Origin of the sequence: Pseudomonas sp. FP597 (genome assembly GCF_030687435.1) — a bacterium.
GTDB classification, from domain to species: domain Bacteria; phylum Pseudomonadota; class Gammaproteobacteria; order Pseudomonadales; family Pseudomonadaceae; genus Aquipseudomonas; species Aquipseudomonas lactucae.
Window position 1 is genome coordinate 1,538,976 of sequence record NZ_CP117432.1, and the last position, 22,990, is coordinate 1,561,965.

Here is a 22,990-nt window from a genome sequence, read left to right on the forward strand (position 1 = left end):
GCGGGTGAGTCTCACAGGTCTTGCGCAGCGTATGAGTAAAACAAGCTTTCAGCGACTGGTGCTTGGCCTTGTCTTCAGTTCGGTGTTGGTAGGCTGTTCCAGTTCGCCGAGCAGCGGCGCGCGGGTCGTTGACCGCACTAATGCCGCGCCGCAAAGGCCCACGGTGACCACCGGGCAATATGTGGTGCGCAAGGGTGACACCTTGTTTTCGATCGCCTTCCGCTATGGTTGGGACTACAAGGCGCTCGCAGCGCGTAACAATATTCCGGTGCCCTACACGATCCATCCGGGGCAGACGATTCGCTTCGACGGCCGCACGGGCGCCGCGCCTACGGCAGTTGTGACAAACACCGGATCTTCGCCCTCGTCTTCGAGCAAGACCACCTACATTACCCGGCCTGCCGGCACGGTCGCACCGAGTACTGCCGGCAAGCCGGCACCCGCGCCGTTGCCACCTGCCGGGCCTGCGCCGACCGGCTGGGGATGGCCTTCAAACGGAGTGTTAATTGGAAAATTCTCTTCAAACGGTAGTTTGAATAAAGGCATTGATATCGCCGGGGATTTGGGACAGCCTGTTTTAGCTGCGTCTGATGGGACAGTGGTATACGCCGGGAGTGGTTTGCGGGGCTACGGCGAGCTGGTCATCATCAAACACAGCGATACCTACGTCAGTGCTTACGGTCATAACCGCAGGCTGTTGGTTCGGGAGGGGCAGCAGGTCAAAGTCGGACAGACAATTGCCGAAATGGGTTCAACGGGGACAGACCGGGTGAAGCTGCATTTTGAGATTCGCCGCCAAGGGAAGCCTGTAGATCCTCTGCAATTCCTACCCCGTCGTTGATGTGTTGCACAGCCTGTTCCTCACGTAGAAGGAACAGGCTCCAGCGTTGCCAAGGATAAAGGCGTCGCTTGAGCTTGAGGTCGAACTCACCAAAGGACTATAACAATGGCTCTCAGTAAAGAAGCGCCGGAGTTTGACATCGACGATGAGGTTCTCCTTATGGAGACCGGTATCGATAAGGAATCGATGTCGAATGATGAAGGGGCTGCTAAACCTTCAGTTCGCACCAAATCCAAGAACTCCACCGCGTTAAAGCAACACAAATACATTGACTACACGCGGGCGCTCGACGCGACCCAGCTGTACCTCAATGAAATCGGTTTTTCCCCTCTGCTCACCCCCGAAGAAGAAGTCCATTTTGCGCGCTTGTCGCAAAAGGGTGACCCGGCCGGGCGCAAGCGCATGATTGAAAGCAATCTGCGCCTGGTGGTGAAAATCGCCCGACGCTACGTCAATCGTGGCCTCTCCCTGTTGGACCTGATCGAGGAGGGCAACCTGGGCTTGATCCGGGCTGTGGAGAAGTTCGACCCTGAACGGGGCTTCCGTTTTTCAACCTATGCCACCTGGTGGATTCGCCAGACCATCGAACGGGCGATCATGAATCAGACCCGCACGATCCGTTTGCCGATCCATGTGGTCAAGGAGCTCAACGTCTACCTGCGGGCAGCGCGTGAGCTGACTCAGAAGCTCGATCATGAACCTTCGCCCGAAGAAATCGCCAACCTGCTGGAAAAACCGGTGGGTGAGGTCAAGCGTATGCTCGGTCTTAACGAGCGTGTGTCTTCGGTCGATGTCTCGCTGGGCCCGGATTCGGATAAAACCCTGCTGGACACCCTGACGGATGATCGCCCTACGGATCCTTGCGAGCTGTTGCAGGACGATGATCTTTCCCAAAGCATTGACCAGTGGCTGTCTGAGCTGACGGACAAGCAGCGTGAGGTGGTGATTCGCCGCTTCGGCCTGCGTGGCCATGAGAGCAGTACCCTGGAGGACGTAGGCCTGGAGATCGGCCTGACCCGTGAGCGGGTGCGACAGATCCAGGTAGAAGGGCTCAAGCGCTTGCGTGAGATCCTGGAGAAGAACGGCTTGTCGAGTGAGTCGTTGTTCCAATAACGACGCAGCTTTAAAGCTTGAGTGTGGGAGAGGGCTTGCTCCCGATAGCAGTAGTTCAGTCACTGGAAGTATTGACTGACACGCCGCTATCGGGAGCAAGCCCCCTCCCACATTTTTTTGCCTGGCGTTTGTTCGGGTATTTCAAGAAATCCAGGCATAAAAAAACCCCGCTTTTGAGGGCGGGGTCTTTTCGACTAAGTCAGTACAAGTTAGATAACTTGAACTTCTTCAGCTTGCATGCCTTTCTGACCGCGGGTAGCGATGAAAGAAACCTGTTGGCCTTCTTTCAGGCTTTTGAAGCCGTCGGATTGGATAGCTTTGAAGTGAACGAACAGGTCGTCACCGGATTGTGGAGTGATGAAGCCGAAGCCTTTTTCATCGTTGAACCACTTAACGGTACCAGTTTGGCGATTAGACATGGTGTAACTCCTTGAACAAAGTTAACTGCGACTCAGGAAAAGCCCTGGCCGAGACTGAGTGCAAAGAGCAGGAAAAATTCTTGGAGATGGTTGGATCGAAATTCAACATATCGTGTAGAGATTCTCAGTGACACAAGCAACACAGTGACGCCACCTTAACCGTTTTTCAGGAACGTGCCAATGGTATTTCCGAAGGTTTCTCTATTTTCGTGACTGGCGGTGGTATTTACGCTCACTGGGCATGGTTACTTGGTCCCCGGCCACGTGGGCCATGGCTTATAGCAAGCGGTGCATTCGTCAAGAAAAGCCCGACGGCCTTTGAACCCCAACGCCGGCCCCGGTAAGATGCCCAACAGAATTTTCCACCTCGCTATTCAGGACACCCGCCATGAGCATCAAATCGGACAAGTGGATTCGCCGCATGGCGCAAGAGCACGGCATGATCGAACCGTTCGTTGAGCGCCAGATTCGTGGCGAAGGCGATGACCGTGTGATCTCCTACGGGGTTTCCAGCTACGGCTACGATGTACGCTGCGCCGATGAGTTCAAGGTGTTCACCAACATCAATTCGGCGATCGTCGACCCTAAGAACTTCGACGAAAAGAGCTTCGTCGACGTCAAGAGCGACGTCTGCATCATCCCGCCAAACTCTTTCGCTCTGGCGCGCACCGTGGAGTTCTTCCGTATTCCTCGCGACGTGCTGACCATCTGCCTGGGTAAAAGCACCTACGCCCGCTGCGGCATTATCGTCAACGTGACGCCGCTTGAGCCCGAGTGGGAAGGCCATGTGACTCTGGAGTTCTCCAACACCACCACGCTGCCGGCGAAAATCTACGCCAATGAAGGCGTGGCGCAGATGCTGTTCCTGCAATCTGATGAGGCCTGTGAAGTGTCCTACAAAGACCGCGCCGGCAAGTACCAGGGCCAGCGCGGCGTGACCTTGCCACGCGCTTGATCGAAAGGTCCTACGCGTAAAGGGAATTAGTCTGCAGAAAGTGACTCTATTGGGTGTACTGCCTCGGCGCGTGTAAAACGCGCCGAGCCACGCTTGAGGAGTGCCTTATGAAAATCGACCCGCGAATCAGCGCTGAACTTGCCCGGCTTGAACCCAACCAGATTGGTGTTCTGGCCTGGTCCCTGATGGCCGATCCCACCTACGCGGGCGGCATCCCCGGCCAACCCGAGCCGGATTATCCACAGCCTACCGAACCGGGTGAACCCACTCTTCCGGACGAGCCACCGCCAGCGCCAGTCGCCTGATTCCTGAAAGGTCAGTCCGCGCTTAAGCGAACGGGCCACACCTGGTGATCGCCGATCACATAGATTTGGCGATCATTGTCCTGCGCGACGGTAAATCCTCCGGTAAATGCGCCATACGCCGGCAACAGACTCACACGTCCCCCGACCTGAAAGCACGGTAGCCGCAAACTCTGGCGGCCCTTGCCGCGCAGGCGATACACCGGGTGAACATGCCCTGCCAGCACATGATGGCTGGCGTGGGCATCCGGTTCGTGTTGCAGAGCAAACGGCCCCATCAGCAGTGGCTCCTGAACTACCTCGATCTTCAAGTCGACAGGCGGATCGCCTGCGCGTTTATCGTGATTGCCGCGGATCAAGGTCATGGGCAGCTCAGGGTTGCGCTCACGCCACGCGCGCAACGCAGCCAGCGTGCCGCTGGCGTGGGAGCCGGGGCCATGCAGGAAGTCGCCGAGGAAGATCACTCTTTCGCACCGATAGGCCGCCAACAGCCGATCCAACCGCTGCAGATTCTCGGTGGTGGTCCCTTGCGGCACAGGCTGCCCGAGGCTGCGATAGGCCGATGCCTTGCCAAAGTGCGCATCGGCGATCAGCAGACATCGGCGTGCCGGCCAATATACGGCCTTGTCCGCCAGCAACCACAGTTCCTCTCCCAGCAGCGTCACTGAACAATGCATCAGGGTTTCCCGTTATCCGCGACTTTTTCCAGGTCCTTGACCATTCGCGCAATGCGCTCCGACAGTTTTTCCGAACTCATGCTCTCGCGCATCCGCTCCACCAGCAGCGGAAAGGCCAACGGTGTAGGCCGTGCGATCAGGTGCAGGTCGAGTTCGAGGGCCGACAGGTGAAGTAATGTCTCTTCCAGCCTGCGAATATCCAGTTCATCGCGTAGGACTTCTTCCCCGGCCTGGGCCAGCAACAGGTTCTGCGGGTCATATTGCTTGAACACTTCAAAGAACAAACCGCTGGATGCCTGCACCTGCCGGGTACTTTTCGGCGCGCCGGGGTAGCCGGCAAATACCAGCCCGGCGATGCGCGCAATTTCACGAAAGCGGCGCAAGGCCAGTTCCCCGGCGTTCAGGCTGGCCACGACGTCCGTCAGCAAGTCTGCCGGGCTCAGCAGCGCGACGTTCAACAAAGCCGGCCAATCCACCGCCGTGGCGCTCAACAGTTCCAAGCCGTAGTCGTTGACCGCAATGGAGAAAGTCACCGGTTGCACCTGGCTGACCCGCCATGCCAGCAGGCTGGCCAGCCCCAGGTGCACTTGGCGCCCGGCGAACGGGTAGAGGAACAGGTGCCACCCCTCCCGCGACTTCAACGCTTCGGCCAACAGATGCCCGCGTGTAGGCAAGCCCGACCAGCGCAACTGCGTCTGCAACAGGGGTTGCACCGCGCGCATCTCCGGGCCTTCGAAATGCCCTTGGGCTGCTGCATCAAGGCGCGCCACCAGTGCCTGTGCCAGTTCATTGGAAAGCGGCATGCGCCCACCATTCCAGCGCGGTACGGCAGCTCTTTTGGCGGTGCTGCGGCGGACGTAGGCGGTCATGTTTTCCACGCGTACCAACTCCAATAAACGCCCGGCGAACAAGAAGCCATCACCGGGCTTGAGCCGAGCGATAAAACCTTCCTCGACACTTCCGAGGTTTGCGCCGCCGCCGCCCTTGTTCCAGAACTTCAGCTGGATACTCGCATCGCTGACAATCGTACCGACGCTCATGCGATGGCGCCGCGCCAGCCGTGCGTCGGGTACGCGCCAGATGCCATGCTCATCGGGTTCCACACGACGGTAATCCGGATAAGCAGTCAGTGACAGCCCGCCATGGCGCACAAACCCCAGGGCCCAGGCCCATTCGACCTCGGTGAGGTGACGATAGGCCCAGGCGCCGCGCACTTCTTCCAGCAGCGCATCCGGGGTAAAACCGCCGCCCAGGGCCATACTCACCAAGTGCTGTACGAGTACATCCAACGGTTTGTAGGGTGATTCGCGGGCTTCGATGTGGCGCTCGGCAATCGCGTCCTGGGCCGCCGCTGCTTCTACCAGCTCCAGACTATGTGTGGGCACCAGTGTCACCCGTGACGGCCGCCCCGGCGCATGGCCCGAGCGCCCGGCGCGCTGCATCAGGCGCGCCACGCCCTTGGCCGAGCCGATCTGCAACACCCGTTCCACCGGCAGAAAATCCACCCCCAAATCCAGGCTGGAGGTGCACACCACCGCTTTGAGCTGCCCATCTTTCAAGGCCCGCTCCACCCAGTCACGGGTTTCCCGCGACAGCGAACCATGGTGCAGGGCGATCACCCCGGCCCAATCCGGCCGTGCCTCCAAGAGTGCCTGGTACCAGATTTCCGACTGCGCCCGCGTGTTGGTAAACACCAGGCAACTGCTGCTGGCGTTCACCTCGGCCACCACCTGGGGCAGCATTTTCAGACCGATATGCCCCGCCCAGGGAAAACGTTCGGCGACCGGTGGCAGCAAGGTGTCGATTTTCAACTGTTTGGCCGTTTGCCCCTGCACATTGATCCCACCGCCCTGTGGGACTAAAACCTCCAGCGCGTGGGCCTGGTTACCCAAGGTCGCCGAGATCCCCCACACCATCAATTGCGGATGCCAGCGTCGCAGTCGTGCCAATGCCAATTGCAGCTGTACGCCACGCTTGTTGCCGATCAATTCGTGCCATTCATCCACCACTACCATGCGCAGGTGCGCCAGGCCGGCCTCGCTGTCGGCGCGAGCGAGCATCAGGGTCAGGCTTTCGGGCGTGGTGACCAGTGCGCTTGGCTGGCGCCGGGTCTGGCGGGCGCGCTCGCTGCTGCTGGTGTCGCCTGTGCGCAGACCGACGCTCCAGGGAATCTGCAAGGTCTCAAGCGGCGCTTCAAGGGCGCGAGCGGTGTCGGCGGCCAGCGCACGCATCGGCGTGATCCACAGCACCGTCAGCGGTTCGGCGGGCGGTTTGCGTTTACCGGCAGCGGGCGGGCGAGTGAGGGCGAAGCGATTGAGTGCGGCAAACCACAGCGCATAGGTTTTACCGGCACCGGTGCTGGCATGCAGCAACCCTGACTGGCCGTGTTTGACTGCCGCCCACACGTCTTTTTGAAAGGCGAACGGCTTCCAGCCCTTGGCGGCAAACCATTGCTTGGCGAAATCGATGGGTTTTGCCATACGGCGGCTGACATTCCGGAGGGTCTATTCCCACAGACCCTCCAGGCGCCGCAAAGGTTTACTTCAAATTGCCACTCAGAAATTGCTGCAGGCGCTCGCTCTTCGGATTACCCAGCACGTCCTCCGGCGCACCTTGCTCTTCCACCAGGCCTTTGTGCAGGAACAGCACTTGGCTCGATACCTTGCGCGCAAAGCTCATCTCGTGGGTGACCATGATCATGGTGCGACCTTCTTCGGCCAGGCCCTGGATCACCTTCAGCACTTCACCCACCAGTTCCGGGTCCAACGCCGAGGTCGGTTCGTCGAACAGCATCACTTCCGGCTCCATGGCCAGCGCGCGGGCGATCGCCACCCGCTGTTGCTGGCCGCCGGAAAGAAACGCCGGGTACTGGTCGGCCACGCGCGCCGGCAACCCCACCTTGTCCAGATAACAACGCGCACGGTCTTCGGCGTCCTGCTTGCTGCAGCCCAGCACCCGACGCGGCGCCATGGTGATGTTTTCCAGCACGCTCATGTGGCTCCACAGGTTGAAGTGCTGGAACACCATCGCCAGCCGCGTGCGCAGGCGCTGCAACTCGGCGTCGTCGGCCACGCGCATGCCGTGGCGGTCGCTGACCATGCGGATCGCCTGGCCGTCGAGGGTCATGGCGCCGTCGTTGGGGGTTTCCAAAAAGTTGATGCAGCGCAAGAAGGTACTCTTGCCCGAACCGCTGGCGCCGATCAGGCTGATCACGTCACCGGTCTTGGCCTTGAGCGAGACACCTTTGAGCACCTCATTGTCGCCATAGCTTTTATGCAGGCCTTCAACGGTCAATTTGTACATGGGGCATGCATCCTCAAGGCGAAAGTAGATAGCCGCTACGGTAGGCCTGTAAACCTGCGACATGGCCGATGACCATCCCGGCAGTGGCCATGCGGCGTAGCGAACGGGCGTAAAGCAGGCCTGCGTTCCGGCAGTGCACGGGCGTTACGCGGTCGGTAAGGGGGTCGATGATTTCGGCGATCAGTTGCCCGGCCTCCAGGTATTCACCGGGCAGGGCGCTGAACACCAGCAAGCCGCCAACCGGCGTGGCCACCGGTTCCACGCCGGCGAGTGGGGTGGCCGGGTAGGGCAGCGCGGGCAGCGGCGCCGCGTTGCCTGTGATGGCGCCGAAGTGAATCAGGTAATCAATGATCGCCTGGCAGTCGAGGCTGGCCAGGCCGTGGTTCACATCACCCTGGCCGCGCAGTTCGACGGTCACCGAAACGCTGCCCATGGGAATCGGGAAGCGCTCGCCGAAGCGCTGCTGCAACTGCCACCATACCAGGGTGAAACACTCGTCGAACGACTGCCCGCCGGAATCGGTGGCCAGTAAGTTGGCCTCCGAGCCGAGGTAGCGCGCCAACGGCTCCACCTGCGGCCAGGCTTCGGGCGTGGTGTACAGGTGCGCCACGGCTTCGAAGTCGCAGTGCAGGTCCAGCACCAGGTCGGCATCGCAAGCCAAACGTTGCAGCACCAAACGCTGGGACTGCAATTGGGTCGCGGCGGTGTGTCCGGCCAGGGCGCTGCTTAATGCGGCGCGGATCAACCGGGCGTTGTGCTGCGCGTCATCGCCGAGCAGCGCCTCGACCTGGTCGCCGACGACTTCGCTGAGGTCGACAAACAGGCGATTGAAGTTCTGTCCGCTCTCCAGTTCGTAACGGCCCAGCGGGATGTCCATCAACACCTGTTCCAGGCCCACGGGGTTGGCGACGGGCACCAATACGATTTCGCTCGACAACCGCCCGGCCGCTTCCAGCTCGGTCAGGCGCGCCTTCAAGTGCCAGGCCACCAGCATGCCCGGCAGCTCATCGGCATGCAGCGACGACTGGATGTAGACCTTGCCTTCGGCCTGCGCAGGGCCGAAGTGGAAACTGTGGATCTGCCGCGCGGTGCCTGGCACCGGCGCGATCAGATCATGTAACTGATGCCGCATGAAGGCTCCTTAATGGCTCGGGCCGAGGAAGGCCAGCCAGCGGCGCTCCGCCAGACGAAACAGGCCGACCAGGGCGAAGGTCACGGCCAGGTAGATCAGTGCCGCGATGCCGAACGACTGAAAGGTCATGAAGGTGGCCGAGTTGGCGTCCCGCGCGACTTTAAGGATGTCCGGGATCGTTGCGGTAAAGGCCACGGTGGTCGAGTGCAGCATCAGGATCACTTCGTTGCTGTAGTAGGGCAGCGAACGGCGCAGGGCCGAGGGCATGATCACGTAGGCGTACAGTTTCCAGCCGCTGAGGCCGTAGGCCTTGGCCGCCTCGACTTCGCCGTGGGCCATGCTGCGGATGGCCCCGGCGAAAATCTCCGTGGTATAGGCGCAGGTGTTGAGTGCAAAGGCCAGGATGGTGCAGTTCATCGCATCGCGAAAGAATGCATCCAGCACCGGTTGGGCGCGCACGGCGGCGATGCTGTAGATGCCGGTGTAGCAAATCAGCAGCTGTATATAGAGGGGCGTGCCGCGAAACAGGTAGGTGTAGAACTGCACCGGCCAACGCACCAGGCGCTTGCGTGATACGCGCGCGATGGACAACGGAATCGACACCACAAAACCAATCACCAGTGCGGCGCTGAGCAACCACATCGTCATGGCCAGTCCGGTGATGTGCTGGCCGTCGCTGTAAAGGAACGGGCGCCAGTATTCCTGCAAGAGTTCGATCATCGCACGGCCTCCCGGGCGCCTGCGGAGTAACGACGTTCAAGACGGCGCAACACGAAATTGGACGCGCTGGTGATCAACAGGTAGATCAGCGCGGCAAGTACCAGGAAATAGAACAACTGATAGGTGCTCTTGCCCGCATCCTGGGCGGCTTTGACCAGGTCGGCCAGGCCGATGATCGACACCAGGGCGGTGGCCTTGAGCATCACCATCCAGTTGTTGCCGATGCCGGGCAGGGCAAAACGCATCATCTGCGGGAAAGTCACGTAGCGAAACCGCTGCCCGCGCTTGAGGCCGTACGCGGTGGCGGCTTCCAGTTGGCCGCGGGGCACGGCGAGGATCGCGCCGCGAAACGTCTCGGTGAAGTAGGCACCGTAGATAAAGCCCAGGGTGATGACCCCGGCGCTGAATGGGTCGATTTCGATGTATTCCCATTCCATAAAGTCGGTAAGACCGGTGAGCCAGGTTTGCAGGCTGTAGAAAATCAGCAGCATCAGCACCAGGTCGGGCACCCCGCGGATCAGCGTGGTGTAGAGCTGGGCGGGAATGCGCAGGAAGGGCAGGCTGGACAGTTTGGCGCTGGCGCCGAGCAGACCCAGCAATACGCTGACGGCCAGGGACAGTACCGACAACTTGAGGGTCATCCAGGTGCCTTGCAGCAACAGCGGGCCGAAACCCTTCAAACTGAATGCGCTCAGCCCGAGGGTTTGCAACAGATCTTCGAACATAAATCAGGACCTATGGCGATAAAAAAGCGCCCCTCCAAAAGAGGGGCGCCCCGGGGCATTACTTGCCGCTGTACAGGTTCAGATCGCCAAAGTGTTTTTTCTGGATCTCGGCATACTTGCCATCATCGTGTAACGCTTTGATACCTTTATCCAAAAGGGCCTTGAGTTCAGTGTTACCTTTTTTGATACCGATCGCGGTTTTCGACGGCAGCAGCGGGTCGTCGATCGGCGCGCTGACTTCGTAGCCGGCACCGGCTGGGGACTTCAAAAAGCCCAGTTCAGCTTGCAGCATGTCTTGCACGGATGCATCGAGGCGCCCGGACGTCAGGTCAGCGTAGACCTGGTCCTGGTTGGCGTAGGCCTTGGTGGTCACACCGGCCTTGTCCAGCACGGCCTTGGCGTAGGCTTCCTGAATGGTGCCTTGCTCGTAGCCCACGGATTTGCCCTTGAGCGACTCAGGAGTGGAGTAACCCGCGCCTTTCTTGAACACCAGCGACGTTGGGCCGGAGAACAGTTCGCTCGAGAAGTCGATGGCCTTTTCGCGCACCGGGGTCACGGTCATGGACGAAATCACGCCGTCGAACTTGTTGGCTTTCAGGCCCGGAATCATGCCGTCGAAGTCACTCTCGACCCACTTGCACTTCACTTTCAACTCAGCGCAGATGGCATTGCCCAGGTCGATATCGAAGCCCACCAGGCTGCCGTCGGCGGCTTTGGATTCAAACGGCGCGTAGGACGGATCGACACCAAAACGCAATTCCTTGTATTCCTTGGCCGTGGCGACGCCGGCGGCCATGCACAGAGCCAGTGCAGAAAGGGTCAGCAATGCTTTTTTCATTATGTAATCCCTGGAAACCAAGATAAGCGCTTGTGGCGCGTTTAGGACTGTTACTGAACGGTGTCAGACGGATCACTGGTAGCAATTTCTGCACCATAGTTCCGAATGTGGCTCCGAATGATCGTTTTAAAAGGTGGGACGAAGGAGTTCTGAGCGTAGGAAATGCCCGAAAATGGGCATTGAAAATTGAGTGCACTTTTTTGGGTCGTGCGGGAGGGGGCTTGCTCCCACCAGGGTTCAGCGTCAGGCCAACAGGTCTTGCAGGGTGGCCAAGTTATCCGCCTCATCCACCGCCTTATCCTGCCGCCAGCGCAGCATCCTTGGAAAGCGCACCGCAATCCCGCTTTTATGGCGTTTGGACAGGGCAATTCCTTCAAATCCCAGCTCAAACACCATGCTCGGCGTGACGCTGCTGACCGGGCCGAATTTTTCCACCGTGGTTTTGCGCACGATTGCGTCGACCTTGCGCATTTCTTCGTCGGTCAGTCCGCTGTATGCCTTGGCGAACGGCACCAGGCTGCGCTCGCTGCCGGGCGGGCCGTCCCACACCGCAAAGGTGTAGTCGCTGTACAAACTGGCGCGCCGGCCGTGGCCTCGTTGCGCGTAGATGAGCACTGCATCGACACTGAAGGGGTCGACTTTCCACTTCCACCACAGGCCCATGTCCTTGGTGCGGCCCACGCCGTACAGGCCTTGGCGATCCTTGAGCATCATGCCCTCCACACCGAGGCTGCGCGAGGCTTCGCGCTGTTCGGCCAACGCCGCCCACGTTTCACCCTGCAACAGCGGCGAAGCCAGCAACACGGGCCTGTTGCATTCGCCAATCACCCGTTCGAGCTGCGCTCGACGTTCGGCCTGGGGACGGTTGCGCCAGTCATCGCCCTGATATTCCAGCAGGTCGTAAGCGAGGACCGCGACCGGCGCGTCCTCAAGCACTTTTTTGCTCAGGGTCTTGCGGCCTATGCGCTGTTGCAGCAGGGCGAAGGGTTGCACCGAGTCTTTCCACACCACGATTTCACCGTCGATCACTGTGCCATCGGGCAGGCCACTCACCAGGCTGTGGAGTTCAGGGAAGCGCTCGGTGACCAGCTCTTCACCCCGCGACCAGACCCACAACCGACCTTCGCGCTTGACCAGTTGCGCGCGAATGCCATCCCACTTCCATTCCACTTGCCAGTCGGCGGGTGACCCGAGCAGCGCGTCGAATTGCTCCACCGGTTGCGACAAACCATGGGCGAGAAAAAACGGATAAGGCTGCCCGCCACGTTGGGCGTGTTCGTCAGACGATTCGGCGGCTATCAGCTTGAGGTAGCCCTCAGCTGTAGGACGGTTGGACAGGTCGGTGTAACCCACCAAGCGCTGGGCCACGCGTTTGCTGTCCAGATGGGCCATGGCTGCGAGGGCGCGGGTGACCAGCAGTTTGGACACGCCGACCCGAAAGCTGCCGGTGATCAACTTGATGCACACCATCAGGCTGGGTTGATCCAGTTGCGCCCACAGTACTGGCAAACGGGCGGCCAGCTCTTGCGGTGGCAGACCGCGCAAGGGCAAAAGTTTTTCTTCCAGCCACACGGCCAAGCCGTCTTCCGAGGTGTGGGTCGATTCCGGCAGCAGCAGGGAAATCGTCTCTGCCAGGTCGCCCACCGACTGATAGCTTTCTTCGAACAACCACGGTTCGATACCCGAGGCTTCGGTGGCCATGTCCCGTAACAGACGCGTCGGCACCAATTGCCGGGGCCGCCCGCCGGATAGAAAGTACACCGCCCAGGCCGCATCTTGCGCTGGCGCTTCCCGGAAATAGGCCTGCAACGCCGCAAGCTTGGCGTTGCTGGACGTGGTGGCGTCGAGGTTGGCGTACAGCTCGGCGAAGGCCTTCATGCTGTGGCTTCCTCTTCGTCATCACCGTATTCGGTGCTGAAACCCTGGGCGTCCAGGCCTTTTTCCCGCAGGTGGCGTACCAATACGCCGACAGAACCGTGGGTGACCATCACCCGCTCAGCGCCGGTTTGTTCGATAGCCCATAACAGGCCCGGCCAATCGGCGTGGTCCGACAGCACAAAGCCGCGGTCCACGCCACGCCGCCGCCGTGTGCCACGCAAGCGCATCCAACCGCTGGCGAAGGCATCGCTGTAGTCGCCGAAGCGGCGCATCCAACTGCTGCCGCCGGCGGACGGCGGAGCGATGATCAGCGCCTGGCGCAACTGTGGGTCGGTCTTTTTGAAATCGCCGGCGTAGAGAGTTTCTGGGATATAGATGCCGGCCTCGCGATACACCCGGTTCAAGGGTTCGACCGCGCCGTGACTGAGGATCGGGCCGATGCTGGCGTCGATGCCATGCAGGATGCGTTGCGCTTTGCCGAAGGAATAGCAGAACAACACGCTGGCCTTGCCGGCCGCGATGTTCGCCTGCCACCAGTCGTTGATCCCGGCGAAAATCTGCGCTTGGGGTTGCCAGCGGTAGATTGGCAGGCCGAAGGTGGATTCGGTGATGAAGGTGTGGCAACGCACCGGTTCGAAAGGCGTGCAGGTACCGTCGGGCTCGACCTTGTAGTCGCCGGACGCCACCCAGACTTCGCCCCGGTATTCCAGGCGCACCTGGGCTGAACCGAGCACATGCCCGGCGGGGTGGAAACTCAGGGTGACGCCGTGGTGCTGCAGTTGTTCGCCGTAGGCCAGGGTTTGCAGGTTGATGTCCTGGCCCAGGCGTGAGCGCAGGATACCTTCGCCGGGTGCCGCCGCCAGGTAATGCTCGTTGCCGGTACGGGCGTGATCGCCGTGAGCGTGGGTGATGACCGAACGTTCGACCGGGCGCCAGGGATCAATGTAGAAATCTCCGGCAGGGCAATAGAGGCCTTCGGGGCGGGCGATGACAAGGTCCATGGGGTGACCGGGGAGGTGGGCTTATCAGGTATGAGGCGGGGGCGAGCGCAGAAGTTCTATCTGAATGCATCGGGGCAAATGTGGGAGGGGGCAAGTCGAATCGTCGCACCGCCCCTCCCACATTTTGAAGCGTTTACTTGCCTGGGGTCAGGGTCAACCGCGTCTTCCCATACGCCTTTTCGAAGTTCTGCGGCTGCATCGGGAAGCTCAGGTATTGCGCCTTGAGCGACGGGTCGATGCCGTTGGCATAGTTGGGGCTGGCCGGGTTGCCGGATTGGCCGGTGCCGCCCTGGCCCATCATCGGTTCCGCCTGGCCGAAGTCGACGATCATGCGCAGCGCCGGCACCTGGGTGGTGTCGAAGTTTTGCCCCCAGTTATACGGCGAGGGGTTCAAGGTGTTGTGGTCGCCACCGGACGCCAGCGGGCCACGAATGATCTGGCCGGCGGCGTTCTTCCAGGTGGTGCTGTGCAGCTTGCCCCATTGCCAGGCCTTGTGATCGGCGCCCAACTGGCTGTCGCCGGCGGTCATCGCGGCCGCCAGGCTGCGGGCGAGGATCGCTGGTTTGTCTTCTTTTTGCGCGGTGCGCACGTCGTCCCAGAACGGGCTGTCTTCGCGGCCCAGCAGGTGGTCGGCCTGGGCGGCGTAGGACAGGTTGGCGTTGCTGATGAATGCCTTCCAACTGGCGCTGTTTTCCGGGCCGAGTTCGTCGAGGAAAATCTGTTTACTGCTTTCCTGCAGGAACAGCTCGTAGATCGCCGCGTCGGCGGAGGTGGCAGCCAGGCGGCCGTCGAAGGCCATCAGGCGATTCAGCGCTTCGCGCGCCTTGGCCTGGTCGGCGGCCGGCAGTGCATCGATTGCCTGTTTCAGCGGCTGGGCCATGCCCGGTGCCTGGAACATGGTCTTGAGCTTGGCGGCGAAGGTGGTGGTCTGGTCGTATTGCATGGCGATCAGGCTGCGACTGTCGTGCTTGCCCGCATTGGCCAGCTGCGCGAGACGCTCGCTGCGCTCCGGCGCGTCCCAGGAATTGGACAACTGCATGCCATAACCGCGCGGTGCGGTGCGCTGGTTGGCGGTGCCGATCCAGCCTTGGACCGGGTCCTGGTCATAGGGGTGCAGCATCGCGTCGGCGTAGCCATCCCAATCAAAACGTGTGTCCCAGCCCGGTGAGGGCAGCAGGCCTTCGCCTTCGCGGCGGTTGGGGAAGAGGCCGGTGACCTGCCAGCCGATGTTGCTGGCGTCGGCGAAGATCATGTTGAGGGCAATTGCGCGGATTTCCCGGGTCGCGTCGGACGCCTTGCCGGCGTTTTGCGCGCGGGACAGGTCGAAAAACGCATCCAGGCTCTTGTCGTCTTTGAAGTCGGCGGTTTGCAGGGCCAGGCCCAGACCGCTGGTGAGCGCCTGGCTGCTGTTGAGCAGGGCGCCGTGACGGGTTTCGTAGACAACTTCGCGAATCGAGCGTTGGCCTTTGACGAAGAAGGTTTCGTTACGCACGCCCGCCGGTAGCCATTTGCCGTTGTTCTCGTAGTACAGCGCGTTGCCCTGGCGTTTGACCTTTTCCAGGAACAGATCCTGGGTGTCACCCTTGACCGTGCTCATGCTCCACGCCACTTTGCCGTTGAACCCGGACAACAGCGTCGGCAGGCCGGCAATCGAGGCACCGACCGCCTGGTATTTAGGGGCGCGGATCTGCACGTAACTCCACGGCGACGGGGCTTGCGGCTGGGCGGCCAGGTCGCCTGCCAACAGGCTCTTGCCGCTGCGGCTGCGTTGCGGGCCGATCGCCCAGTTGCTCGAGGTGGTGACCGCCAGCGCATTGAGGCTGCCCAGTTGCTGGCTGACCGTGTCCAGCCCGGCCAGGCCGCTGATCTGGCTGAAGTTCACGCCTTTGAGTTTGTCGGCTTCGGCCAGGGGGATCGGTTCATCCGGTGCGCTTGGGGTAAGCCAGGCCAGTTTGTCGACGCCGACTTTTTGCGCGAGCACCAGGGAGGCCAGTTCTTCCTGCAGGTTGGCCGACTCGCTGAAACTCAGCAGGCAGAACAACAGCGCCGAATCTTCCGGCTTCCAGTACTCGGGCTTGTAGCCGCTCTGGGCCAGGTCCGGCGGCAGCTTGTCGCGGTAGCGGAACAGGTAGGCGTTGACGCCACGGGCATACACTTCGAAGAAGCGCTTGAGGCGCGGCGAGGAGGCGTTATACAGCTCGCCGGCGCTTTTCTTCAGGTTGACCGCCCGCATGAAACGGTCGACATCCAGCACCTCGGTCCCGGACATCTCAGCCAGGCGGCCCTGGGCCAGTAGACGCAGGGTAACCATCTGGGTGATGCGGTCACTGGCGTGCACATAACCAAGGGTGAACAGCGCGTCGTGGAAGGTGTTGCTTTCGATCAGCGGCATGCCCTGAGCATTGCGACGCACCGACACATTCTGTGCCAGGCCCTTGATTGGCTGCACACCGGCGACGGGAGGCAGGGTGTCCTGGGTGCTCTGGAGCTGGCAACCGGCCAGGCTTAATGCACTGGCCACTGCCGCGGCAACGCCGAACCGGGGAAGAAAATGTGAGAGGGCTGGCGAGGCCATGGCAAAGCTCCTGCGGGGGGTAGCGTCAGTAAAGGCGCTACGTTAGTGAGCGCGGCGAAACGACGCAAGCAGGAGTTGTGGCAATTGCGTGAGAACTTGAGTCTTGTACAAATCAATGTGGGAGGGAGCAAGTCCTTCCCACATCAGGCATCAGGATTATCTGTGTGGCTTACGCCCCGTGACACTTCTTGAACTTCTTCTCGCTGCCGCACGGGCAAGGATCGTTGCGGCCAACGTCCTTCAAGGCGTTGCGCACGGGCTCCTGGTGCGCATGGCCGCAGTTCGGGCCGTGGACATGACCGTGGTCGTGATCATGATGATCGTGATCGTGGTTGCAGTCGGGACCATGGACATGGGGTTGCTGAGTCATCGATGTTGCTCCGGAATAAAATCACCGGGGATTATCTCGCCATTGTGGGCTACCTGCACGTCATAACCGATGAATAATCCGGTTTTCAGCTCGCCTTCCAGGCGATAAGGCACGGGCCGCCTGGGTTTTTTCAGCATCTGCACCACATCCCGTATCTGCGGCCAGAGGTTGGTGCGCACCGACACCTTGAAAAACGCGTGGCCTCGCGGCGGTACGGTGAGCCACTCGTTGGACTCGCCTTCGGTAAGCACAAAATCACCCAGGGTGACCTTGTAGATCAGGCCACGCACGGTCAGGTCGGCGTCGTCGCGGTTGTCCACGCGAAAGTACAGCTTGAATTTCTGCTCCAGCAACTTGGCTCGCACCACTTCGACCTTCACCAGGGAAACGTGGGGCGGGGGCAAGTCATTTTCGAACCACGACGCACAACCGGTCAGGCCGAAAGTTAACGCCAGCATCAAGCTGTAGATCCGGAGCATGGCGTGGGTCCTGTGGTGGTCAGAAGTAGCTGTAACAGCACTTCTTGAATTTTTGCCCGCTGCCGCACAAACAGGCATCGTTGCGTCCGGCCTTCACCTCCACCGTCGGGTCGATGAAATACCAGCGTTCGCCATTTTGTACGAAAGAAGACCGTTCGCGGTGGCTATGTTCGCCGGTGTTGTCATGCCAGCGCGCGGTGAAGGTCACGAACGCATGTTCCGGCTGGCCACCGAACACCTCCGAGTTTTCTACCTCCAGGCCGAGCCAGGTACTCTGGGCGCTCCAGGCGGCCATGGCGTTACGGTCCAGACCGGCCTGTTGCGCGGGCAGCGTGGTGGCCACCAGGTAGTCCACCAGGCCCAGTACATAGGCGCTGTAGCGCGAACGCATCAACGCGCTGGCGCAAGGTGCCGGGTGCCCGGCGTGATAATGGCCGCAGCAGGCATCCAGCAGGTTGCCACTGCCGCAGGGGCAAATGGATGTACTCATTGGGTTACCACCAATACTTTCCAAAATTTTCCGGGTTGGCCCAGAACCGGGCGTTGAGCCAGTCGGGCACCTGTTTATAGTCAAGCAGGTCGTAGGTAAACAGTGTCAGCACCTGTTCATCGCGCTGGAAGCGTTCGCCGGCCTGCAGGGCCAGGGAGAAGAAGTCGGTGTCCTTCCAATCGCAGGCGCCCAGGTCGACCAATACGGCAATGCGGCTGGCGTTGAGGTTGCGAATGCCGCCAAGCAAGGACAGGCCTTGTGGTTTTGACAGGTGCTCCAGGCAGTCCACCACCAGCGCCAGGTCAAAACGCTGGGCGGCGAGTTCTGCGGGCAAGGGCCCAGGCGCCGCCACGGACACTTGAGTGTCGGGGTGCGCTTGCTTGAAAGCATCCAGCGCCGGAAACTGGCTGGCACCCAACAGCAACAGGCGTTTGGGCTGGTGCAGGTCGAGCAGGGCGGCCAGCGCTTGCTGGGGGGTACGGACAGAAATACCGGCGTTCATCAAAGATCCTCACATCATGACCCTAGAGACTAACGCGGCTAAGCGCGCGGGCCTAGAGCGGGTGACTGCGAAAACTCCTACCTGAGCGGCCAACCTCAATGAATACGGGGGCGAGGCTGACTGGCGTGGTTGAAAAGAGCGGTCTTTACTCTTTTTATCGGCCCCCGCCGATCCCTCCAGGAGAAAACTGATGAGCATCATGCGTACAGCTCTACCCTTGGTTCTGCTAACCGGAGTATTGACAGGTTGCGCAGGTTTGCAAAAAACCGATTGGCCCACCTGCGCCGCCGTCGGCGGTGTGACCGGTGCAGCGATCGGCGCTACGGAAAGTTCAGCCTATGCCGGCTATGGCGCATTGATCGTCGGCGGAATGGCCGGCGCCTATTGCTGGGTGCACGGCGATGGTGATGAAGACGGCGATGGCGTGCCGGACAGCCGCGACAAATGTCCGGGTACGCCTAAAGGCATGCAGGTGGATGCCAATGGTTGCCCGCCCGCGCCTCCGGCGGCTGCGGTTGAAGAGGTGGCCGTGGTCAAGGAAGAAACCATCGTGATCCGTGACGTGCACTTTCAATTCGACTCGGCCAACTTGACAGCAGCCGATAAGACCACGCTCGACACCATCGCCGCGCGCCTTAAGCAGGAAGCCCCGAGCGCCCAACTGCGGGTCAGCGGGCACACCGACAGTGTCGGTGCGGATGCCTATAACCAGAAGCTCTCGCAAAAACGTGCGCATTCGGTCACGGAGTACCTGATCAGCCGTGGCGTGCCGCGCAGTAGCTTTGTGTCAGTTGTCGGCGCGGGCGAAAGCCAGCCGGTGGCCGACAACAAAACCGCAGAGGGTCGGGCCTTGAACCGCCGTACGCAAATCCAGATCAATCGCTGACAGCCCTTGCCCCTGTGGATTCCACAGGGGCATTGCCGGCGATCCTCGTTGAAACCTCCCCTTTATTAACTTTTTTGATCCTTCACTGGCAAAGCGCCCGTAGAAGTCGTTACTGTGCGTCCAAAGAAAAATTTGAAAATACTCAGGAGCCCCATGATGCGTAAGGTTTTTTTGTTGGCCCTGTTGGTCAGTCCCGTAGCCCTGGCTCAAAGCGTCCGTGTTGAAACCAACTCGTTGATGCGTCTGCCCAGCAGCACCAGCGTGTTGCAACTGGAGCGCCTGGATGTGGCGGATTATGGCACCTTGCTGATCCCGTCCAGCATCAGCCAGGTCACGGTGGATCAACTGCATCTGGGCCGCGACGCACGCATCGCCATTGTGCCCGGCAATACTGCGCTGCAATTGCAGGTTCGCCAGGCACAACTGGAGCACGGCAGCCAGATCACGTCGCGAGGCGCGCCCGGCACCCATGAAAAACCCGCCAAGGCCGGACGTGACCTGACCTTGCGCATCAATAACCTGACGGCTGAAGAACTCTCGGTGGATGCCCGTGGCGGCGCGGGTGCCCAGGGTTATGCCGGGCTCGATGGCGCTAACGGCGAAGACCCGGGTTGCACTTGGGGCTCGGCCGGGCGTGGCTTCAATGGCGACAACGGCGGTGACGGCCTGCCGGGCGCCGCGGGCGCGCAGGTGCGCGTCGAGTTGCCGAAGGAGTTCCCGGCGCAGCAGATCAAAGTGTGGGTCGAGGGCGGGGCAGGTGGTTTGCCCGGAACCGCCGGTAAACCTGGCAAGGGTGGCGAATCCAAAGGCTGTCTGGTGTACCGCGCCGATGGCGGCGAAAAGGGCCGCCCAGGGTTGGAAGGGCAGCCGGGGCCGGTGGGACCTGCGGGTTCTGTGACTATTCAGCGGCTCTGAATCGTCTGCTCTGACGCCATCGCGGGCAAGCCGGCTTGCCCGCTCACAACAGCCCATTGGCCGTGGATTTTTCGCTCAGCGGAAGTTGGTGGATACCCATGCTGCGATGAGGCGCTCAAAACATCGGTCGAGCCGAAGCAATCGCCACCACCAACAACCCCACAATCAGGTTACTCCCCACCAGCCTGCGAATCTGCCCCAGCGTTGCCGCGCCCGCCGGCCAATCCTTAGCCGCCACCGCGGCCTTCAGCTCCGGAAACTTCAGCGTCTGGATGCGGATAAACAATGCCGTCATCACCAGATACAAACCCATCATCACCTGCACATAGCGCGGCGCCGTCTCAAACCCGTTGAAGCGCAGCTGCAATAGGCCTACACCGCTGATCGGCAAAATCAGCACGGCGACCCACACCCACACGAAAAAACGTTGAAACACATTTGCCCACAGCGTGAGCCGGGCAGGGCCCTCAAGTGCCGCCACAGCGGCGGGGCGCAGGATCATCCAGGCGAAAAACATACCGCCGACCCAGATCAGGGCGGCCAATACATGCAGGGTGTAGGCGAGGCTAAACGCGGTCATTGTGGTACTCCGTTCTGCGCGGGATTAATTAGCGGGGTATGATAGCGGCCGATCCGAACCACTGAAAATTTATCCAGCGTTTTTTGCGCCCGACTATTCATGATCAGCACTGAACTCAAAACCACGATCCAGGGCGCCTATTCGCGTTTTCTCGAAGCCAAGGGCTTGAAACCGCGTTACGGCCAACGCCTGATGATCGCCGAAGTGGCCAAGGTCCTCGGGGATATCGACACCGACGACGAAGGCCGCCGCGACGGTGAGCCCGCGGTCGTGGCCGTCGAAGCCGGCACCGGCACCGGCAAGACCGTGGCCTACAGCCTGGCGGCGATCCCCACCGCCAAGGCCGCCGGCAAGCGCCTGGTGATCGCCACCGCCACCGTGGCCCTGCAGGAGCAGATCGTCTACAAAGACTTGCCCGACCTGATGCGCAATAGCGGCCTGAACTTCACCTTCGCCCTGGCCAAGGGCCGTGGCCGCTACATGTGCCTGTCCAAACTCGACGTGCTGTTGCAGGAAGGCCACGCGCAAACCGCCACGGCGTCGCTGTTCGAAGAAGAAGGCTTCAAGATCGAGGTTGATGAAGTCAGCCAGAAGCTGTTTACCAGCATGATCGAGAAACTGGCCGGCAACAAATGGGACGGCGATCGCGACAGCTGGCCCACCGCCCTGGAAGACGCCGATTGGGCGCGCCTGACCACCGACCACAGCCAATGCACCAACCGTCATTGCCCCAACTTCGGCCAGTGCGCGTTCTACAAGGCGCGCGAAGGCATGGGCAAGGTCGACGTGATCGTCACCAACCACGACATGGTGCTGGCCGACCTGGCCCTGGGCGGCGGCGCCGTGCTGCCCGACCCGCGTGACACACTCTATGTCTTCGACGAGGGGCATCACCTGCCGGACAAGGCCATCGGCCACTTTGCCCATTACACCCGCCTGCGCTCCACTGCCGACTGGCTGGAGTCCACCGCCAAGAACCTCACCAAATTGCTGGCCCAGCACCCGTTGCCCGGCGATCTGGGCAAGCTGATCGAGCAAGTGCCGGAGCTGGCGCGGGAGATCAAGACCCAGCAGCAGTTCATGTTCAGCGCCTGCGAACAGGTCGCCGATTTCAAGCCCGGCGAAGACGTGGAAGGCCGTGAGCGACCGCGCCACCGGTTTGTCGGCGGGATGATTCCCGAGCATATGCGCGAAATGGGCATCGAGCTGAAGAAAGGTTTTTCGCGTCTGACCGACTTGTTCACCCGCCTGACCGACCTGCTCAAGGAAGGCATGGATGGTGAAGTCAATATCGGTATCGCCAGCAACCAGGCCGAAGAATGGTACCCGCTGTTCGGCAGCCTGTTGTCCCGCGCCCAGGGCAACTGGGAGTTGTGGACCGCCTTTACCGTCGAAGACCCGGAAGACAACCCGCCCATGGCCCGTTGGCTGACCCTGTCGGAAAGCGGTGCGTTGTTTGATATCGAGGTCAACGCCAGCCCGATCCTCGCCGCCGAAATGCTGCGCCGCAACCTGTGGAACGTGGCTTACGGCTGCCTGGTGACTTCCGCCACGCTGACCGCCCTGGGCACCTTCGATCGCTTCCGCATGCGCGCCGGGTTGCCGAAAAAAGCCGTCACTGCGGTAGTGCCGAGCCCCTTCCACCATGCGGATGCCGGCGTGCTGCGGGTGCCCGATCTCAAGGCCGATCCACGGGACGCAGCGGCACACACCGCGGCGATCATCCGTGACCTGCCGGAGCTGGTGGAAGGTTCGCGCGGCACCCTGGTGCTGTTCTCCTCGCGCAAGCAGATGCAGGACGTGTTCGATGGTCTCGACCGCGACTGGCGCAAGCAGGTGTTTATCCAGGGCAACCTGTCCAAGCAGGAAACCTTGAACAAGCACAAGGCGCGGGTGGACGGTGGCGATTCCAGCGTGCTGTTCGGCCTGGCGAGTTTTGCCGAAGGCGTCGACTTGCCCGGTGCCTACTGCGAGCACGTGGTGATCGCCAAGATCCCGTTCTCGGTGCCGGACGACCCCGTCGAGGCGGCGTTGGCCGAGTGGATCGAGGCGCGGGGCGGTAACCCATTCATGGAAATCTCGGTGCCGGATGCTTCCCTGAAGCTGGTGCAGGCCTGCGGGCGCTTGCTGCGTACCGAAGAGGACCGCGGCACCATCACCTTGCTCGACCGTCGTTTGGTCACTCAGCGCTATGGCAAAGCCATCCTTAATGCTTTGCCTCCCTTCAGGCGCGAAATTTCTTAAGCCACTGTGGGCGGATTCGCCCACTCCGTGGTCTATCTCATGTAT

General features: G+C 61.0%; 23 protein-coding genes. 7 read left to right on the plus strand and 16 right to left on the minus strand.

The window, feature by feature from the left end; all coding sequences use genetic code 11:
- Positions 1-4: 4 nt before the first annotated feature.
- Entirely contained in the window at positions 5-841 is an 837-nt protein-coding gene (locus PSH66_RS07050; protein ID WP_305428629.1) for a peptidoglycan DD-metalloendopeptidase family protein, read from the plus strand.
- A 105-nt stretch (positions 842-946) separates the two neighbouring features.
- A complete protein-coding gene (gene rpoS, locus PSH66_RS07055; RefSeq protein ID WP_141064263.1) occupies positions 947-1,954 on the plus strand; it encodes an RNA polymerase sigma factor RpoS in 1,008 nt (335 codons plus the stop codon).
- A 209-nt stretch (positions 1,955-2,163) separates the two neighbouring features.
- On the opposite strand, the gene PSH66_RS07060 is transcribed toward rpoS, so the two are convergent.
- Positions 2,164-2,373 (minus strand): cold-shock protein, encoded by a 210-nt coding sequence (locus PSH66_RS07060; protein ID WP_002554837.1) that lies wholly within the window; start codon positions 2,371-2,373, stop codon positions 2,164-2,166.
- A 388-nt stretch (positions 2,374-2,761) separates the two neighbouring features.
- Here PSH66_RS07060 and dcd point away from each other — a divergent pair, with 388 nt between their 5' ends.
- The gene (dcd, locus tag PSH66_RS07065) at positions 2,762-3,328 is read left to right on the plus strand and encodes a dCTP deaminase (protein ID WP_003172320.1); all 567 of its coding nucleotides are present in this window, start codon (positions 2,762-2,764) and stop codon (positions 3,326-3,328) included.
- 107 nt (positions 3,329-3,435) lie between these two features.
- The gene (locus PSH66_RS07070; protein ID WP_003172321.1) at positions 3,436-3,633 is read left to right on the plus strand and encodes a hypothetical protein; all 198 of its coding nucleotides are present in this window, start codon (positions 3,436-3,438) and stop codon (positions 3,631-3,633) included.
- Positions 3,634-3,644: 11 nt separating this feature from the next.
- Here PSH66_RS07070 and pdeM read toward each other — a convergent pair whose 3' ends face one another.
- The 14 genes from pdeM to PSH66_RS07140 form a co-directional block, all read right to left on the minus strand.
- Positions 3,645-4,307 (minus strand): ligase-associated DNA damage response endonuclease PdeM, encoded by a 663-nt coding sequence (gene pdeM / locus PSH66_RS07075; RefSeq protein ID WP_305428630.1) that lies wholly within the window; start codon positions 4,305-4,307, stop codon positions 3,645-3,647.
- Positions 4,307-6,787: a ligase-associated DNA damage response DEXH box helicase gene (locus PSH66_RS07080; protein WP_305428631.1), complete on the minus strand. Its 2,481-nt coding sequence runs from the start codon at positions 6,785-6,787 to the stop codon at positions 4,307-4,309. Before PSH66_RS07080 ends, pdeM begins: the two co-directional genes overlap by 1 nt.
- 58 nt (positions 6,788-6,845) lie before the next feature.
- Complete coding sequence (locus PSH66_RS07085; protein WP_305428632.1) at positions 6,846-7,610, minus strand: ABC transporter ATP-binding protein; 765 nt, start codon at positions 7,608-7,610, stop codon at positions 6,846-6,848.
- 13 nt (positions 7,611-7,623) lie between these two features.
- Positions 7,624-8,742 (minus strand): succinylglutamate desuccinylase/aspartoacylase family protein, encoded by a 1,119-nt coding sequence (locus PSH66_RS07090; protein ID WP_305428633.1) that lies wholly within the window; start codon positions 8,740-8,742, stop codon positions 7,624-7,626.
- Between the two features lie 9 nt (positions 8,743-8,751).
- A complete protein-coding gene (locus tag PSH66_RS07095; protein WP_003172329.1) occupies positions 8,752-9,462 on the minus strand; it encodes an ABC transporter permease in 711 nt (236 codons plus the stop codon).
- Positions 9,459-10,187 (minus strand): ABC transporter permease, encoded by a 729-nt coding sequence (locus PSH66_RS07100; RefSeq protein ID WP_003172331.1) that lies wholly within the window; start codon positions 10,185-10,187, stop codon positions 9,459-9,461. The genes PSH66_RS07095 and PSH66_RS07100 overlap by 4 nt, the downstream gene beginning before the upstream one ends.
- Before the next feature lie 58 nt (positions 10,188-10,245).
- On the minus strand, positions 10,246-11,025 hold the full coding sequence (locus PSH66_RS07105; RefSeq protein ID WP_003172332.1) for a transporter substrate-binding domain-containing protein: 780 nt from the start codon (positions 11,023-11,025) through the stop codon (positions 10,246-10,248).
- A 243-nt stretch (positions 11,026-11,268) separates the two neighbouring features.
- The gene (locus tag PSH66_RS07110; protein WP_305428634.1) at positions 11,269-12,903 is read right to left on the minus strand and encodes an ATP-dependent DNA ligase; all 1,635 of its coding nucleotides are present in this window, start codon (positions 12,901-12,903) and stop codon (positions 11,269-11,271) included.
- A complete protein-coding gene (locus PSH66_RS07115) occupies positions 12,900-13,904 on the minus strand; it encodes a ligase-associated DNA damage response exonuclease (RefSeq protein ID WP_141064258.1) in 1,005 nt (334 codons plus the stop codon). Before PSH66_RS07115 ends, PSH66_RS07110 begins: the two co-directional genes overlap by 4 nt.
- A 133-nt stretch (positions 13,905-14,037) precedes the next feature.
- Positions 14,038-16,479: a penicillin acylase family protein gene (locus PSH66_RS07120; RefSeq protein WP_305428635.1), complete on the minus strand. Its 2,442-nt coding sequence runs from the start codon at positions 16,477-16,479 to the stop codon at positions 14,038-14,040.
- Positions 16,480-16,648: 169 nt separating this feature from the next.
- Positions 16,649-16,849: an SEC-C metal-binding domain-containing protein gene (locus PSH66_RS07125; RefSeq protein WP_003189235.1), complete on the minus strand. Its 201-nt coding sequence runs from the start codon at positions 16,847-16,849 to the stop codon at positions 16,649-16,651.
- Positions 16,846-17,328 carry an LEA type 2 family protein gene (locus PSH66_RS07130; protein ID WP_003172339.1) on the minus strand — a complete coding sequence of 161 codons (483 nt, stop codon included), beginning with the start codon at positions 17,326-17,328 and terminating at the stop codon, positions 16,846-16,848. The genes PSH66_RS07125 and PSH66_RS07130 overlap by 4 nt, the downstream gene beginning before the upstream one ends.
- A 19-nt stretch (positions 17,329-17,347) precedes the next feature.
- On the minus strand, positions 17,348-17,818 hold the full coding sequence (locus tag PSH66_RS07135) for a YchJ family protein (protein ID WP_305428636.1): 471 nt from the start codon (positions 17,816-17,818) through the stop codon (positions 17,348-17,350).
- Positions 17,819-17,822: 4 nt separating this feature from the next.
- The gene (locus PSH66_RS07140; RefSeq protein WP_305428637.1) at positions 17,823-18,320 is read right to left on the minus strand and encodes a DUF6231 family protein; all 498 of its coding nucleotides are present in this window, start codon (positions 18,318-18,320) and stop codon (positions 17,823-17,825) included.
- A 190-nt stretch (positions 18,321-18,510) separates the two neighbouring features.
- Here PSH66_RS07140 and PSH66_RS07145 point away from each other — a divergent pair, with 190 nt between their 5' ends.
- The gene (locus tag PSH66_RS07145; RefSeq protein ID WP_305428638.1) at positions 18,511-19,206 is read left to right on the plus strand and encodes an OmpA family protein; all 696 of its coding nucleotides are present in this window, start codon (positions 18,511-18,513) and stop codon (positions 19,204-19,206) included.
- Between the two features lie 156 nt (positions 19,207-19,362).
- A complete protein-coding gene (locus PSH66_RS07150) occupies positions 19,363-20,121 on the plus strand; it encodes a collagen-like protein (protein ID WP_141064254.1) in 759 nt (252 codons plus the stop codon).
- 115 nt (positions 20,122-20,236) lie between these two features.
- On the opposite strand, the gene PSH66_RS07155 is transcribed toward PSH66_RS07150, so the two are convergent.
- On the minus strand, positions 20,237-20,701 hold the full coding sequence (locus PSH66_RS07155; RefSeq protein WP_003172347.1) for a CopD family protein: 465 nt from the start codon (positions 20,699-20,701) through the stop codon (positions 20,237-20,239).
- Positions 20,702-20,800: 99 nt separating this feature from the next.
- Between PSH66_RS07155 and dinG the strand changes: the two genes are divergently transcribed.
- Positions 20,801-22,945, plus strand: a complete 2,145-nt coding sequence (gene dinG, locus PSH66_RS07160; protein WP_003172348.1) for an ATP-dependent DNA helicase DinG — start codon at positions 20,801-20,803, stop codon at positions 22,943-22,945.
- Positions 22,946-22,990: the final 45 nt, after the last annotated feature.